This is a genomic window from Stenotrophomonas sp. VV52 (genome assembly GCF_002893095.1).
Classification (GTDB): domain Bacteria; phylum Pseudomonadota; class Gammaproteobacteria; order Xanthomonadales; family Xanthomonadaceae; genus Stenotrophomonas; species Stenotrophomonas aracearum.
The window spans coordinates 520,399-536,152 of record NZ_PKQQ01000002.1 but is presented as its reverse complement, the minus strand read 5'-3'; the positions used below and the strand labels follow the sequence as shown (position 1 = coordinate 536,152).

Annotated in this window: 17 protein-coding genes; 6 read left to right on the top strand and 11 right to left on the bottom strand. The window is 63.8% G+C overall.

The genetic code is table 11. The annotated features are described in order from the left end of the window. Window positions 1–27: 27 nt before the first annotated feature. Window positions 28–2,112, top strand: coding sequence for a catalase (locus C2U58_RS08430; protein ID WP_102945411.1), 2,085 nt, complete (start codon window positions 28–30; stop codon window positions 2,110–2,112). Between the two features lie 12 nt (window positions 2,113–2,124). Continuing rightward, a complete protein-coding gene (locus tag C2U58_RS08425; protein WP_102945410.1) occupies window positions 2,125–2,541 on the top strand; it encodes a hypothetical protein in 417 nt (138 codons plus the stop codon). Between the two features lie 136 nt (window positions 2,542–2,677). Here the strand turns inward: C2U58_RS08425 and C2U58_RS08420 are convergent, their stop codons facing one another. Together C2U58_RS08420 and C2U58_RS19835 are read right to left on the bottom strand one after the other, a co-directional pair. After that, the gene (locus tag C2U58_RS08420) at window positions 2,678–3,022 is read right to left on the bottom strand and encodes a hypothetical protein (RefSeq protein WP_146033436.1); all 345 of its coding nucleotides are present in this window, start codon (window positions 3,020–3,022) and stop codon (window positions 2,678–2,680) included. A gap of 284 nt (window positions 3,023–3,306) precedes the next feature. After that, window positions 3,307–3,960: a hypothetical protein gene (locus tag C2U58_RS19835; protein WP_146033435.1), complete on the bottom strand. Its 654-nt coding sequence runs from the start codon at window positions 3,958–3,960 to the stop codon at window positions 3,307–3,309. Window positions 3,961–4,394: 434 nt separating this feature from the next. On the opposite strand from C2U58_RS19835, the gene C2U58_RS08415 reads away from it, so the two are divergent. Beyond that, window positions 4,395–5,753, top strand: coding sequence for a GlcNAc-transferase family protein (locus C2U58_RS08415; RefSeq protein WP_102945408.1), 1,359 nt, complete (start codon window positions 4,395–4,397; stop codon window positions 5,751–5,753). 521 nt (window positions 5,754–6,274) lie between these two features. Beyond that, complete coding sequence (locus C2U58_RS08405) at window positions 6,275–6,814, top strand: hypothetical protein (RefSeq protein ID WP_146033434.1); 540 nt, start codon at window positions 6,275–6,277, stop codon at window positions 6,812–6,814. On the opposite strand, the gene C2U58_RS08400 is transcribed toward C2U58_RS08405, so the two are convergent. The 8 genes from C2U58_RS08400 to hflK all read right to left on the bottom strand — a co-directional run bounded on the left by C2U58_RS08400 (window position 6,780) and on the right by hflK (window position 12,998). Next, on the bottom strand, window positions 6,780–7,598 hold the full coding sequence (locus tag C2U58_RS08400; protein WP_102945406.1) for a hypothetical protein: 819 nt from the start codon (window positions 7,596–7,598) through the stop codon (window positions 6,780–6,782). The genes C2U58_RS08405 and C2U58_RS08400 overlap by 35 nt on opposite strands. A 64-nt stretch (window positions 7,599–7,662) precedes the next feature. Beyond that, on the bottom strand, window positions 7,663–7,887 hold the full coding sequence (locus C2U58_RS08395; protein WP_102945405.1) for a hypothetical protein: 225 nt from the start codon (window positions 7,885–7,887) through the stop codon (window positions 7,663–7,665). Between the two features lie 86 nt (window positions 7,888–7,973). Continuing rightward, window positions 7,974–8,231, bottom strand: a complete 258-nt coding sequence (locus C2U58_RS08390; RefSeq protein WP_102945404.1) for a helix-turn-helix transcriptional regulator — start codon at window positions 8,229–8,231, stop codon at window positions 7,974–7,976. Window positions 8,232–8,343: 112 nt separating this feature from the next. Further along, the gene (locus C2U58_RS08385; RefSeq protein WP_102945403.1) at window positions 8,344–8,748 is read right to left on the bottom strand and encodes a hypothetical protein; all 405 of its coding nucleotides are present in this window, start codon (window positions 8,746–8,748) and stop codon (window positions 8,344–8,346) included. Then, on the bottom strand, window positions 8,711–9,388 hold the full coding sequence (locus C2U58_RS08380; protein ID WP_253256685.1) for a transcriptional regulator: 678 nt from the start codon (window positions 9,386–9,388) through the stop codon (window positions 8,711–8,713). The genes C2U58_RS08385 and C2U58_RS08380 overlap by 38 nt, the downstream gene beginning before the upstream one ends. A gap of 105 nt (window positions 9,389–9,493) precedes the next feature. Continuing rightward, complete coding sequence (locus C2U58_RS08375; RefSeq protein WP_070207108.1) at window positions 9,494–10,786, bottom strand: adenylosuccinate synthase; 1,293 nt, start codon at window positions 10,784–10,786, stop codon at window positions 9,494–9,496. 218 nt (window positions 10,787–11,004) lie between these two features. Next, window positions 11,005–11,868, bottom strand: coding sequence for a protease modulator HflC (locus tag C2U58_RS08370; RefSeq protein ID WP_102945402.1), 864 nt, complete (start codon window positions 11,866–11,868; stop codon window positions 11,005–11,007). Continuing rightward, window positions 11,865–12,998, bottom strand: coding sequence for an FtsH protease activity modulator HflK (gene hflK, locus C2U58_RS08365; RefSeq protein WP_070207110.1), 1,134 nt, complete (start codon window positions 12,996–12,998; stop codon window positions 11,865–11,867). The genes C2U58_RS08370 and hflK overlap by 4 nt, the downstream gene beginning before the upstream one ends. A 187-nt stretch (window positions 12,999–13,185) precedes the next feature. On the opposite strand from hflK, the gene C2U58_RS08360 reads away from it, so the two are divergent. Further along, window positions 13,186–14,181: a YhdH/YhfP family quinone oxidoreductase gene (locus tag C2U58_RS08360; RefSeq protein WP_102945401.1), complete on the top strand. Its 996-nt coding sequence runs from the start codon at window positions 13,186–13,188 to the stop codon at window positions 14,179–14,181. Between the two features lie 89 nt (window positions 14,182–14,270). Further along, window positions 14,271–14,654 carry a twitching motility response regulator PilH gene (gene pilH, locus C2U58_RS08355; protein ID WP_102945400.1) on the top strand — a complete coding sequence of 128 codons (384 nt, stop codon included), beginning with the start codon at window positions 14,271–14,273 and terminating at the stop codon, window positions 14,652–14,654. A 37-nt stretch (window positions 14,655–14,691) separates the two neighbouring features. Here pilH and C2U58_RS08350 read toward each other — a convergent pair whose 3' ends face one another. Next, window positions 14,692–15,591: a DnaJ C-terminal domain-containing protein gene (locus C2U58_RS08350; RefSeq protein ID WP_070207113.1), complete on the bottom strand. Its 900-nt coding sequence runs from the start codon at window positions 15,589–15,591 to the stop codon at window positions 14,692–14,694. Between the last annotated feature and the right edge of the window lie 163 nt (window positions 15,592–15,754).

The window sequence follows — 15,754 nt, the reverse complement described above, 5'->3', positions numbered from 1 at the left end:
TTGACCCCCGCCAGCCCGGAGCGCCAGATGGCCACCAGCAAGCCCCGCAGCAAATCCGCCCCGCCCGCCGACCTCCGTGGAGAGGGCGACGAACTGCACCAGCGCGCCGGTGGCACGCACCCGGCGCTGACCACCAACCAGGGCATTCCGGTTGCCGACAACCAGAACTCGCTGCGCGACACCCCGCGCGGACCGACCCTGCTCGAAGACTTCATCCTGCGCGAGAAGATCACCCACTTCGACCACGAGCGCATTCCCGAGCGCATCGTGCACGCCCGTGGCAGCGCCGCACACGGCTACTTCGAACTGACCCGCTCGCTTCAGGACTACACCCGCGCCCGCGTGCTGACCGAAGTGGGCGTGCGCACCCCGGTATTCACCCGCTTCTCCACCGTGGCCGGCGGCGCCGGCTCGGTGGACACCCCGCGCGACGTGCGCGGCTTCGCGGTGAAGTTCTACACCCGCGAAGGCAACTGGGACCTGGTCGGCAACAACATTCCGGTGTTCTTCATCCAGGACGCGATCAAGTTCCCCGACCTGATCCATGCGGTGAAGATGGAGCCGGACCGCGCCTTCCCGCAGGCCGCCAGCGCGCATGACACCTTCTGGGACTTCATCTCGCTGATGCCCGAGTCGATGCACATGGTGATGTGGGCGATGAGCGACCGCGCCATTCCACGCTCGCTACGCATGATCGAAGGCTTTGGCATCCACAGCTTCCGCCTGCTCAACGATGCGGGTGAGTCTACCTTCGTCAAATTCCACTGGCGCCCGAAGCTGGGCATCCAGTCCACGGTGTGGGACGAGGCAGTGAAGCTGCAGGGCGCCGACAACGACTTCCACCGCCGCGACCTGTTCGAGGCGATCACCGGTGGGGACTTCCCGGAGTGGGAACTGGCCGTGCAGCTGTTCACCGAGGAGGAGGCGGAAGGCTTCCCGTTCGATCATCTGGACTCGACCAAGATCATCCCCGAATCGCTGGTGCCGCTGACCGTGATCGGCCGCATGGTGCTGGACCGCTGGCCGGACAACTTCTTCGCTGAAACCGAGCAGGTCGCCTACTGCCCGGCGAACGTCCCGCCGGGCATCGACTTCAGCAACGACCCGCTGCTGCAGGGCCGCCTGTTCTCCTACCTGGACACACAGCTCAGCCGCCTGGGCGGGCCCAACTTCCACCAGATCCCGGTCAACGCCCCGAAGTGCCCGTTCGCCAACCACCAGCGCGACGGCCACATGCAGATGAACATTCCCAAGGGTCGGGTCGCCTACGACCCCAGTTCGCTGCAGGGCGACAGCCCGCGCGAAACCGCGGATGGCTTCCCCAGCCACGCCACCCCGGCCGACGACGGCCGCAAGGGCCGCGTGCGTGCGGCCAGCTTCGCCGACCATTACAGCCAGGCGCGCATGTTCTTCCGCAGCCTGGAGGCGCCGGAGCAGGCCCACCTTGCGTCAGCGCTGGTATTCGAACTCTCCAAGGTGGAAACCGCCGCCGTGCGCGAGCGCACCGTGAGCCACCTGCGCAACATCGACGAGTCGCTGGCCAAGCGCGTGGCGGATGGCCTGGCCCTGCCTGCCCTGCCCGACCCTGCTCCCACCGCCACGCCGGCCAAGGACATGCCCAAGGCGCCGGAAGTGCGGATCATCGGCCGCACCAAGGACCTGTTGAAAGGGCGTTGCGTAGGCATCCTGTTCGACGAAGGTTCGGACGCGGGGCTGATCGCCAACCTGCGCAAGGCCGCTGAGAAAGCGGGCGCCACGGTCAAGCTGGTCGCCCCCAAGGTGGGCGGCGGCAAGCTCAGCGACGGAAAGCTGCAGCCAGCGGACGGCCAGCTCGCTGGCACGCCGTCGGTGGTGTTCGATGCCGTGGCGATAGTGCTCAGCGCAGACGCCGCCAAGCAGCTGTCCAAGGAATCGGCCGCGATCGACTTCGCCGCAGATGCCTGGGCGCACCTGAAGGCGATTGCCGCCGACGAAGGCGCCCAGCTGCTGCTCAAGACCGCCCGCGTGGGCAAGGACAGCGGCGTAGTGGAAGCCGAAGATGCCAAGGCCTTCCTCGCCGCCGCCGCCACCCGCCAATGGGCCCGCGAACCCAAGGTCCGCACCCTTGCCTGAGGAGACACCCGCATGCCCCGTGGAGACAAATCCAGCTACACCGACAAGCAGAAGCGCCAGGCCGCCCATATCGAGAAAAGCGAGAAGGCGGAAGGTCGCAGTGAAGAGGCCGCAGAGCGCATCGCTTGGGCCACCGTGAACAAGCAGGACGGTGGCGGGAAGAAGGCACCTGCGAAGAAAGCGGCCACCAAAAAGGCGGCGAAGAAGTCCACTGCAAAGAAAACTGCGAAGAAGGCGACCAAGAAGGCCGCGAAGAAGACGACAAAGAAAGCGGCCACAAAAAAGGTCGCAAAGAAGGCCACGAAGAAGGCAGCAAAAAAGACGACCAAGAAAGCTGCGACGAAGAAAGCCGCTACCAGGAAGACTGCCACGAAGAAGGCAGCAAAGAAGACCGCCAGGAAGGCCACAAAGAAGGCTGCTGCCCGGTAGGGTTGGTTCCCAAACAACCGCCGATAAGCCGTCCACGCTCTTTAACGCATGGACCCAAATCGAATCAGGCTTTCGCATCTCCCCACAACACGGGGTGTCGGCAAACCCGGCACCCCGTCGTCGTTTCAGACCCCCACTACGCCGCCTCTCCCAGCACCGCATTCGACTTCCGCCGCATCGCCAGCGCATGCAGCACCGTCCGCCGGGAAGCAAACCGCGACTCCGCCCCAACAGGCGCATGCGCCAACGTCAGCAACACGCGGCCCGGCCCAATCGACACAACCACCCGGCTCCCAACCTCCAACCCGGCCATGCTCATCCACATGCCACGCAGGAACAGCGAAGGAACACACAACTCCTCCCCCTTCGCCCCGGAACGCCAGTCATACAGCGCGCGGATCTTCAGACTGACCGGCCTGATCCAATACAAACCATGCCCACCAGACGCGCCAATGGGCGCAACAACCTTGGAAACATGCATATGCCACCTCCAACGGAAGATGTCCCTCGCCGGAATGGCGAGGGAGTCGGGAGGCTGAAATCCGTGCAAACGATACGGAGCGGCGTATTCCCCGGGGGTGTTCTATTGCGCCACCCTCCCGACGCATAACTATCCAACTTCAACTCGTTCGCGGAGATTTCAGTCTCCAGAGCACAGCTTGGCCGATGCGAACGCCTATGACCAATCGAATGTTCCAAATGATATACAAGCTTCGATTGGCACGACCAATCTACTGACGCAACCAGCTCGAAACTCGTCTCTGATCACAATTCAGCGGGCGTCACGATTGCATTCAGCGCTGGATCCGTCGAAAAGACGAACCGGATTTCATTGAACCCACCTACTCTCTCAGCCGTATCAACGTAGCTATACGTTAGCGCCGACTTGTCATCGTTCAAACGCGATACCCATGCATCCTGATCGACGTCCAGTCGAGACCTCACCGAACCGGCACACACACTCAGCCCACAAGCAAAATTCTCGACTGCGCCATCGGACCCGACCGCGCGTGAGATGGCGCTGCGGTAATGCTTGGCCAGATCCTGAGCCTCAGGGCTTCCAGAAGCGTCGCGCTCCATCTTCTGAACAGCCTTGGCGAGTAGCTCAGGCGATGAGAGCAGATCCGTTGCGACCTGCGCAGACACACCCTGGTCCGCAACCAACGTCGATTCGGTGGCAAGAAGGCCGGAGGGTTCCCGCATCAGGCCCTGCGCTATGGTGCCGCCGCGGCTTTCCTTCCGGACGGAATGTCCACGATCACGAGCCGCCCCGTTCCCATCCAATGGAGGGAACCCACCGGCGGAGGGCACTCCTTGCGCTTGCTCCCTACCCAGTTCATCCAGTTGACCAGAACCGCTGCATGCACAGAACAGCGCCAAGATCGACAGAAGCGGAGCCATCTTCAGTGAAACGCTCATTTAGAAGAGCCTTGACTACTCATTCACGCACCCCATCAAGGCCTGTAGCAGTCTTCATGGTCGCAGTGTGGATATGTCGGAAGAATCCGCCATGACACCCTTCCTCCCATGGAGTCAGTAACGCTCCAGTTGTTGCCGTTAACCGTAATGACGCACCTGTTCTCGCAGGTGTACCTACGCCCCTGAAAGTCCACGCTGTTCTGCGCGATCGCTTCTGCGCTGCCCAAGGCAAGCCCAGTACCAACCAGCAGCCCACCAACCAATCTAGTTTTCATTGCCGATCTCCTTGCGCCTGGACAATCCTCCAGTGACGAGAAGCTTCAGACAGATGAGACATGACACACTCTCGTATAACTCCGAAGTGATCCAGGCGCTCTTCGCAAATGCGCACTCCGTCGCAAAAGAAGTGATCCAGGCTGAAGCATGATCTACGCATGACCTCTGCCAACGATATTTTCGTCCAGATCCCAAGCTACAGAGATCCAGACCTGGCCTCCACCCTGGTCAGCTTGATTGACCAAGCAGCGACCCCCACCAACATTCGCGCAGTTGTCTGCTGGCAGCACGGCGATGACGAACGTATTTCCGCGATCATTGCATCAGGGTTTGACCTTGCCTCAACAGTCAACATCGAAGGCTCTGTTACACATCATCTGGCGAGAAAAGGTGCGCAGATCGAGCTTGTGGATGTACCCTTCGAGCAGGCTCAAGGAGCGGGCTGGGCACGTTTCGTTGCACAGCAGCGTTTCAATGGAGAGGCTTACAACCTGCAGATCGACTCCCATCATCGATTCATCTCCGGGTGGGATGCCATGCTTGTCAGGATGCTGGAGGAACTTCGCAAGGTATCGTCCAAGCCTCTTCTGACTGGATACCCGCCCTCGTTTCATCCAAAGACGCACCCGCATGGCAGCCAGAAATCGACAGGCGTGATGCTTGTTGATACCTTTGCTGCCCCAGGAATCGTCCGCTTCCGCGCAACGACCCTGCCGCCGGACCACGAATTCACCTCTCCACTCAGAGCGCGATTCATGAGCGGCGGCTTTGTTTTCTCGGACGGGTGCTTCATCCAGGAAGTTGCACAGGATCCGGACCACTTCTTCTCGACCGAGGAGATCGTACTGAGCGCAAGGGCCTTCACGCACGGATTCGACCCGTTTCACCCGCATATCCCGGTTCTCTGGCACGACTATGCTTCAGAGGCCCCCGAAGTCTGGGATGACCTCACAGATGAACTGCGGACGCAGGGCAAGATCGAAAAATCCGCCAATGACATGACTTCGGCGTCGCTGCTACGCGCGCTGCAGCTTCTGGAGCTTTCCCCATCCTCATCTGATCTATCAACTACTCCCTACGGTCTCGGCGGAAGCCGCAGCCTTCGCGACTACGAAAGATATGCAGGCCTCAGTTTTTCAAGGCGGGCCGTACACCGAAGTGCGCTGTCATTTGGCGAGCCGGATCCATCACATATACAGCTTCCTGATGAGGATTGGGAAAAGGAACTGATCTATAAGCGAAACATGGAGATCGCTCTGATTTTCCACCCAACGCAGGAGACTGCCCTGCACTCGGCAGAGGTCATCGCAGAGAGCAGCAGCGGCGAGCAGATATTCTCTCGACAATTGGATGAAGAAGAGCTAATCAGGCTATCCAGTGGGCTTACGGTAACGATTAACCAGCCCTTCTTCGCCGTGCTGGAAGGCCTGCCTGCTGCATTCCTGCTCCGGTCGAGCTCGGACTCCGAACTGGCGCATGAGTTCTTCTCGATTGCGGCACGGGAAATTTTCGAATAGCACGCATGAAAGGGGACCAGCCGAGTGCTCCGAATGATATGCGAACCTCGGTAGACAGCATCTTTGGTACGAGGCAATCAAGTCCATGCCGCAATCGAGCCAGAACTTACTCAACGCTTCTACGAGCCTCAGCAATCTTCGGCGTGGACTGCGCAGGAATGACAATCGCGTCACAGCACACATCACATTCGCCTACCAGCACGTCACACACCATGCCCCGACCGTCTCGAAAAGGGACATCTTTGTACACGAAGGTCGCGGTTACCCTTCCATCCCGGTGACACAGAGCGGGCCTCATTTCGCCCAGCACGGGAATTGCCATTGTCATTCTCCAAAGATCGATGATTGGCCCCAGAAGCGCCTACCCTGCATGCGCAACCCGGGAATGGGAAGTTCATTTCGCCTATCGCCGAAAGGCCGCACTCAAGCGCCGCCTGGTTACCCCCGTTGACGCCCCATGGCTCGAATCGGCGATACTCCAGACATCACCGCAGGACGCGGCTACCGGGGGAATCCGCTTCATGAAATTCGCACACACACTCGCCTTCGCAGCCCTGCTGTCACCGCTGTCGGCACTGGCCCAATCAGCGCCGGGGAATGCACCGGGCACTGCCCTGCCAGGGGCTTCTGCCTCCCAAACAAGCGACGGCTTTTCCGCCTCGCTGGTGATCACCGCCGATCCGGACTGGCAGCAGAAGTGGGAGAGCCCGCCCGAGGTGGCGCCGCGCTTCGACCTGGCCACCGAGGTCAAGGAAGGCGGCTCGCTCTACATCCTCTCGTTCCTGTCCAATCCGAAGCTGGACGCGCAGGGCATGACCCAGGTGCGCTGCGACCTGCGCATCAGCAAGCCCGACGGGAGCCTGAGCGGCGACGAGCGTGACCTGCCCTGCTTCGTCACCCCGCTGGAGACCGATCCCAAGCTGGTCTACCTGTCCACGGTGGGCGTGAAGTTCACGGCTGAAGCCGGTGATCCGAAAGGCACCTGGACGGTGGCGATCAACGCGCGCGACACGCTGCGCAACGTGACTATCCCGCTGCAGTCTTCGTTCGAGATGCGCTGACCGGAGGCGCGGCGACCGGCTTTGCCGGCAGCACTACCGACTGCAGGCGTTTGATCGCCGAGATAGGCAGCGCTTCGGCGCGGCGCTGCTGCGGCCACCACAGGAACACAAAGGCGCTGCTGCTGCCGAGCAGGCGCGCCTGCTCCTTGAGGGGTCCTGCATCGCCGTTGAGGTGTACGGTGACCGTGGCACCCGCGCCGTTGTCGCGGATGTCCTCGGCCTTCTTCATCGAATACTGGGCCGCACCGATGGCCATGAAGAACACCACGGCGATGGTCAGGCCGGTCAACGGCCGCATGCCCGAGGTGTCCCAACTGGTCAGCGGCGACTTTGAGAACAGTATCCGCCACCCCCAGTGCCGCGCGCGCAGCGCTTCCACCCTGGCCGGATTGCGTCGCCGCAGTGTATCCGGCCAGCCCAGTACCACCGCCAGGAAGATGCCGCCCGCCAGGATCCCCGCATACATGGGGTCGCGCAGGCCGGCGACCAGGAAGTCGCTGATCTGCAGGTAGTCCAGGATCGACAGATTGAAGCGCAGGTAGAAGAAGTAACTCGACCACAGGCCGAGCAGCGACAGCAGCACGTACCCCGCGCTGACGATCAGTGCCGGCTCCTGCTTCAGCAACCGCCACAACTCCATCACCACCGAATCTTCGCTGCCCTTGACCACCGGCATGACCGACCAGTCGGTGGGCGTGACCTCGCCGGCGACGGCAACCGTGCCGTCCAGCTGCCCGGTCGCGGGTACGTCACCGATGATGCTGTCCCTGTCCTTGTTGTCCATGTCGCCCCCTGTGATGGGACGAGCATCGCCGAAATCCGGCCGGGTGGATAGTCAGGGCGGTCGGTCAGGGGTTTGAACGCATTCCGGTAATGGCCTTGGCGATGCGGCCGATCACATAGACCACTACGCCACCGGGAATCAGCACCATGGCGATGTTGGCCAGCCAGGGAAACTGGCCCATGCGCGGGCCCAGCAGCAGCCCCAGCGCGAAGATCAACGCCCCCAACAGCATCATGCCCAGCCCCAACTTCAGATAGATGTTGGTAAGCCCGAAATTCCTGCCAGCCATATGGCCTCCTTGCCTGTGTTGTTCTGCCGCGATTGCGGTGCCCACTGATGAAAACATGCAAAAGGCTGTAGCTCAACACCCAGGCATCAGTACTTCGGCCGCTTGGGCTTCGGAGCCATGAAATCATCAGGTACGTGCAGGGACACCTTGATTCCAAGCTCATCGAGCGCGTGCAGTACCCTTCCGAGCTGCACGGACGGCTTACCGCGCTCAACATCCCTCATGAACACATGACTGGAATTGATATACGCGGCGAGATCGTCCTGACGGATGCCTTGGTTCCGCCGAACCTGACGAATGATCTTCCCGATGTCCTCGGCTGTCTTGACTCGAACATCGATCACGGCAGTCCAACCATTTCGAAACGAGCGTTTCGTTTTGAGTTCAAATTGACTTCGAACCCCTTAAAGCGAAACAGCGGCTTAGAAGTAGCCTGTGTTTGCACCGCCATTCTCTTCATTCCAGTGCGGACCGCACCGCGTCACAAGCCGTGATCAGATCTAGTACCAGCCGCTCGGTCACTTCGAGGTGCCCCTCGTACTCTGCGATGTTGCGCTGCTGATGGCATTTGTCGAGAACGCGCCAGACCTCGGGCCCCAGCCCGAGTGTGTGCGGAAGGAGCTGGAACACGAGATAGCGGTGCGCCGGTCGAAAACCCTGCCGGCGCAATGCGGCCAGCCATAGCGCGTGAGCTGCGTAGTAGGCCAGATCGAAACGACTCTCCAAAGAGAGATCCGTGCGACGCGCATCCAGAAGACGTGCCTTGCCAGAGCGTAGTAGTCCGTCAGACTCGCGCGTGTCCGGTGGTTCGATGCTTAGTGACTTACCTGGTCCCGCCAGGTTGTGCAGCGCTGAGTTCATGCTCGCCTCCGATCACCCAGATTTTCGGCTGCGCCATCACGCGCATCAAGAAGGAATTTTCTTCGTGAATACGTGTACGCCATTCATGGCGTGAATAGATGGTTGGATTGATCGGGCGGGCTAGTGTCTGATGTGCTGTTTCAAGACACTGCATGACGTCTGCGTACCCCAATGTGTCGGAAACGATCATCAGATCGATATCGCTTCGTGCGGTGTCGCTTTGCTTGGCGACCGAGCCGTAGACGAACGCGGCAAGGATGTTGTCTGCGAGGGGACGCAGCGCGTCTTGAAGCGGTCCAGCCAGTCCGACGGTTTTCCGGATCATCGAGACAAGTTCGTCATGGATGGGCGCGGCTGGATCGGCTTTATAGCGTTTCTGGTTTCCTGAGCGACGGATGCTGAGTAGACCGGCAGCGGTCAGCTTGGCAAGTTCGCGCTGGACGGCGCCGGAGCCACTGCCAGTGGCAGTAATCAGTTCTGAAACAGCGAAGTCCCGATTGGGCTGTCCGAAGATCAGGCCCAGAATGCGTTGCTGGGTCTGGGTGAAAAGGGCGTCGGCCAGGGTGGATCGCTGAAATGGCCCGGTAGCGGCGGTGATTGAGTTGCCCATATTGGGCATATTAATGCCCATAATGGGCATGTTCAAGCGGTCCGGGTGGAAAAGCAGAAGCCCCGCTTTCGCGGGGCTTCCTTGCCGGGCAGAGCCCGGCACTACCAGCCAGGCAGGGCCTGGCTCTACCTCATATCAGGCGAACGGGTCCTGCAGGACCATGGTGTGGTCGCGGTCCGGGCCGGTGGAGACGATGCTGATCGGGCAGCCGGCCAGCTCTTCCAGGGCGCGCAGGTAGGCGCGGGCGGCAGCCGGCAGCTTTTCCCAGTCGGTGATGCCGTGGGTGTTCTCGCTCCAGCCCGGGAACTCCAGGTACACCGGGGTGCAGTCTTCCCAGCCCTGCGCGTCCAGCGGGGCGTATTCGGTACGCTTGCCGTTGTATTCGTAGGCAATGCAGACCTTCAGCTTTTCCATGCCGTCGAGCACGTCCAGCTTGGTGATGCACAGGCCGCTGATGCCGTTGATGGCCACCGCACGCTTCAGTGCGACGATGTCCATCCAGCCGCAGCGACGCGGACGGCCGGTGGAGGCGCCGTACTCGGCACCGCGGTCGCGGATGCCCTGGCCGACTTCGTCGTCCAGCTCGGTCGGGAACGGACCGCCGCCGACGCGGGTGGCGTAGGCCTTGGCGATCCCCAGCACGTAGTCGATGGAATCCGCGCCGACGCCGGTGCCGGCCAGTGCGCCGCCCACGGTGGTGTTGGAGCTGGTGACGTACGGGTAGGTGCCGTGGTCGATGTCCAGCAGGGCGCCCTGCGCGCCTTCGAACAGCACGCGCTTACCCTGCTTGCGCAGGTCGTGCAGGATGCCGGCCACGTCGGACTTCATCGGCTGCACGTATTCGCCGAACGCCAGCGCTTCGTCGAAGGTCTTCTGGAAGTCGACCGCGTCGGTGTTGAGGTACTTGGTCAGCACGAAGTTGTGGTAATCCAGCGCGGTGCGCAGGAGCTCTTCGAGCTGGGCTGGGTAATGCAGGTCGGCGATGCGGATGCCGCGGCGCGCCACCTTGTCTTCGTAGGCCGGGCCGATGCCACGGCCGGTGGTGCCGATCGCCTTGCCGCCGGCGGCGCGTTCGCGCGCCTGGTCCAAGGCGATGTGGTACGGCATGATCAGCGGCGCAGCCGGGGAGATCTTCAGGCGCGAACGCACTTCCACGCCGGAAGTTTCCAGCTCCGCGATTTCCTTCTGCAGCGCGGCCGGCGAGATCACCACGCCGTTGCCGATCAGGCACAGCGCATCGTCACGCAGGATGCCCGACGGGATCAGGTGCAGGACGGTCTTCTTGCCATTGATGACCAGGGTGTGGCCGGCATTGTGGCCGCCCTGGAAACGCACTACGGCACCGATTTCCTCGGTAAGCAGATCGACGATCTTGCCCTTGCCTTCATCGCCCCACTGGGCACCAAGCACTACGACAGACTGACCCATGACGGGCTCCTCGAATTGTTGCGGCCATCGGGGCCGCGGACGGGTAAACCGTAGCAGGGTCGGCCGACGCAGGAGTGACGGCTCCAATCGGGGAGCAGTCGGCGCTGGCAGGCCCAGACACGGAAAAAGCCGAACGGGGAGGCCCGTCCGGCTTTTGTGCATTATCCGGGTTTCCGGGGTCGGCCGCCACCCCGTGGGGTGGCGGGTTCAACCGGCGGTCAGCGGTCGTTCTTCATGTACTGCAGGAACGGGTCGTTCTTGTCCAGCACGATCACCCCGTTGCCGTCGGTCATGGAGTTCCGGTAGGCCTCCAGGCTGCGGTAGAACGAGAAGAACGCCGGGTCGGCCGAGCCGGCCTTGCCGTAGATGCGGGCCGCCTCGGCGTCGCCGGCACCGCGCAGGCGCTGGGCGTCCCGTTCGGCTTCGGCCACGATCACCGTGCTCTCGCGGTCGGCCTGGGCGCGGATGGTGAGCGACTGCTCTTCACCCTCTGCCCGCAGCTTGGCCGCTTCCTGCTTGCGCTGGGCGCGCATGCGCTCGTACACGTCGCTGATCACCTGGCTGTCGGTCGGCAGGTCGATCTGCTTGATGCGCAGGTCGATGATCTGCATGCCCAGGCCCTTCACCGCCTCGTTGATGCCGGTCAGCTGCCCGGCGATCAGTTCGCTGCGGTCGCCGGACACCAGCTGCTGCAGCGAGCGCGAGTTGATCTGGTTGCGCAGCGAGTCGGTGATGATGGGCGCAAGGCGCGCGTCGGCCACGCTGGCATCGCCGCCGGTGGCGCGGTAGTAGGCGCGCACGTCGGAGATGTAGCCAATGGCGAAGAAGTCGACGCTGACGTCCTTCTGCTCGGCGGTGAAGTAACGCGCCGGCGCGGTGGCCAGCACCTTCAGGCGACGGTCGAACACGCGCACCGATTCCACCACCGGCACCTTGAAGTGCAGGCCCGGCTTGATGTCCGAACGGACCACCTTGCCCAGGTTCAGCACCATCGCGGTCTGGTCCTCACGGACCACGTATACCGAGCCCAGCAGGCCCAGCACGACGGCTACGGCCAAGCCGATCCACAGGGAACTCTTCATCGAATGGCTCCTTCACGACCGGTCGGTCGCGTGGTCGGGCGCTCGGTGTTGCGCACGCCGTCCACCGGCGTACTGGCCGGCAGCGACGGCATCATCACTTCCGGGGTCACCAGCGGGGTGCTGCTGCCGGTGGCGGCAGCGCCTGCGCGGTTGTCGGGCATGGGCACGTAGATCAGCTGGCGGCCATCGCCGCCGATCACCTTGCGGTTTTCCTTGAGCACGCTTTCCACGGTTTCCAGCCACAGGCGCTTGCGGGTGACTTCCGGCGCGCCCTGGTACTGCTGCTGGAGCAGGCTGAAGCGTTCGGCGTCACCTTCGGCGCGGGCCACGGCGGCCTGCTTGTAACCTTCGGCGGTGGTCCGGGCGCGCGAGGCCTGGCCGCGCGCTTCCGGCACGACCTTGGCGGCATAGGCCTGGGCTTCGTTGATCAGGCGTTCCTTGACCTGCTGGGCGCCGTTGACCTCGTCGAAGGCCGGCTTGACCTCTTCGGGCGGGCGGGCGTCGGGCAGGGTCAGGCCGGTCACGACCAGGCCGGTGCGGTAGGCCTTGAGCGCGGCCTGCAGGCGTTCCTGCGCGACCACCGCGAGCGGGCCGCGGTTATTGAGCACGGCGTTGAGATCGGCGCGGCCGACCTGCTCACGCACGGCGCTCTGCGCGGACTGCTCCAGCACCTGGTTGGCGTCGACCGAACCGAACAGGTACAGGCGCGGGTCGTCGATGCGGTACTGCACGTTGAGCGACACGCGCACGATGTTCTCGTCGCGGGTCAGCACCGGCACGTCGCTGCTGAAGGTCTTGATCTGGGTCGCGTTGACCTTGGTCACCGACTCGATCGGCCACGGCAGCTTGAAGTTCGGGCCCGGCTGCAGGATGCGCGAGAACTGGCCGAAGCGCAGCACCACGCCGCGTTGCTGTTCGCCGATCAGCTGGAAGCTGGAGAACAGCAGCAGCAGGACCACTGCCACCACCACCCAGCGAAGGATGCCGCCATCGAACAGGTCCTTGAGCGGCCCGGGGAAACCGCCCCAGCCACTTCCACCGCCGCTGCCACCGCGGGGACCGAACGGTCCTCGTCGATTCTCGTCGGGGCCTTGTCCGCCCTTGTTGCCGCCGGGTGTATTCCAGGCCATGCACGCTCCATCAGTAATAAGGTTGCCTGCGGGCCAGTCCCGCACCGTCAACCGTGAATCCCGCTCGATTCTACTAGATGGGGCTGGCCGACAGGATTGGAAGGGCGAATGCGTCGCAGGCCGCGATTCATCACCCGGCCCGCCCCTGCCGGGTAAGGTGGAGCCCCCCACTTCCCGAGGCCCAACCATGGCACTCCCCGACCGCTTCACCGCCTTCCGCATCCACCAGGACGAGGCTGGCCACCGCAGCGGGCTGGAGTCTGTCGCCCTGGACCAGCTGGCGCCGGGCCAGGTGGTGGTGCGGGCCGAGTGGTCGTCGGTGAACTACAAGGACGCACTGGCCGGCACCGGCCAGGGGCGGATCCTGCGCCGCTTCCCGCTGGTCGGCGGGATCGACGTGGCCGGCACGGTGGTCGCATCCACCGACCCGGCCTGGCGCGAGGGCGACGCGGTGCTGGCCACCGGCTGCGGGCTGAGCGAGACCCGCGACGGTGGCTACAGCCAGTACGTGCGGTTGGAGTCCAGCGCGGTGATCGCCCGCCCGGCCGGCCTGGGCGCGCGCGAAGCCATGGTGATCGGGACCGCCGGCTTCACTGCCGCGCTGGCCCTGCTGCGCATGCTCGACAACCGACTCACCCCCGGGCACGGGCCGTTGGCGGTCACCGGGGCCACCGGCGGGGTCGGCTCGCTGGCGGTGGACATCTACAGCCGCGCCGGGTTCGAGGTGCATGCGATCAGCGGCAAGCCCGACCAGGCCGGATACCTGCGCGGGTTGGGCGCGCGCGACGTGCTGCCGCGCGAGGTCCTGGCCACCACCCGGCCGATGGAGTCGGCCCGCTTCGGGGGTGGCCTGGACAACGCCGGTGGCGCGATGCTGGCCAGCCTGCTGGCGCAGACCGTGCCTTACGGCAGCGTGGTCAGCGCCGGACTGGCCGCCAGCCCGGCGCTGGACATGACGGTGATGCCCTTCATCATCCGTGGCGTCTCGCTGCTCGGGGTGTCGTCGTCTTCAGCCCCCCGTGCGCTGCGCGAGCAGGTCTGGGAGCGGCTGGGCAGCGACTGGGCGCCGCAGCACCTGGACACGATCTGTACCCGTGAAGTGGGTCTGGACGGGTTGCCAAGCGTATTCGAGCAGATGCTGGCCGGCGGCTCGCACGGACGCACGGTGGTGCGGATCGACTGAGCGTTGCAGCGGGGCGACGGACGGCACGGGGGATGCTTCACGCTGACACAGGCGCAGCACTACACTGCGGGCATCACTTGGGGAAGCACATGGCACGCATTCTGATCGTTGACGATTCACCGGTGCAGCAGCTGGGCATCAAACGCATCGTTGAAAAGCTGGGGCATGAAACGATGGTCGCCGAGGACGGTGCCGCCGGCGTCGAGAAAGCCAAGGCCGAGCTGCCCGATCTGGTGCTGATGGATGTGGTGATGCCGAATCTCAACGGATTCCAGGCCACCCGTACGCTGGCGCGCGAAGCGACCACCAAGCACATCCCGGTGATCCTGGTGACCACCAAGGACCAGGACACCGACCGCATGTGGGGCATGCGGCAGGGTGCCAAGGCCTACATCACCAAGCCGTTCTCCGAGGACGAACTGTCCGAGGTGCTGGAGCGTGTTTTCAGCGGGCAGACGCCGCCGGCAGGTTGATCGGCGCAGGTAGTGCCGGGCCCTGCCCGGCAACCCCTTAAATCTTTTCGCCGAACGCCTTGGCCAGGCTGCGGTACGCCTTCTTCTGTGCGTCGTCGGTCGGTACCGGGGCGATGATCTCCAATTCGACGATCTGGTCGCCGTCCGGGTTGCCCGGCAGGCCGCGGCCGCGCAGGCGCAGCTTGCGCCCGGCATCGGAGCCGGCCGGCACCTTCAACTCCACCGCCCCGCCCAGGGTCGGCACGCTGATCGAGGTGCCCAGCGCGGCCTGCCACGGGGTGACGTCCAGGGTGTACAGGATGTTGCGCCCGTCGACCTCGAACTGCGGGTGCGCGGCGTATTCCACTTCCAGCAGCAGGTTGCCGCCGTTGGTGCCCTGCCCGGTCAAGCGGATCACCTGGCCGGGGCGGATACCCTTGGGCACGCGCACGTCCAGCTGCTTGCCATTGACGGTAATGCGCAGGCTGTCGCCGCCGTAGGCCGCTTCCAGCGGTACCGAAAGCTTGGCGCGGGTGTCGCGCACCGGCTGCGGACCGGCGCCGGCGCCGCCGAAGCCACTGGCCCGGCCTGCACCACCGCCGCCGCGCTGGCGCGCGAACAGGCTCTCGAAGAAGTCGCTGAAGCCACCGCCACCGGCGCCGCCGCCGAACACTTCCTCGAAGTCGAAGCCCTGGGCCCCGCCGTAGTTCGGCGGGGCGTGGAATTCTTCGCCCGGACGATAGCCCTGGGCCTTGAGCTGGTCGTAGGCCGCGCGCTTCTGCGGGTCGCGCAGCGCCTCATAGGCTTCGTTGACCGCCTTGAACTTCTCTTCCGCGCCGGCCTCCTTGCTGACGTCGGGGTGGTACTTGCGCGCCAGCCGGCGGTAGGCGGTCTTGATTTCGGCATCGCCTGCACTGGGTTCCACGCCCAGGGTGGCGTAGTAGTCCTTGAATTCCATCCATACACCTCGAATAAGTTCGGCCGCCCGCGCCGGCGGGAGCCCTGCGCGCAATTCTAGCGGCTGGCCGCCCCGCTGCCGTGATCGGCGAATGATCCTGCGCAATGCAGCGGCCATCTGGCCGGGGTACGGTGCAGGAGATGGGAATGAACAGGCGCTTTTC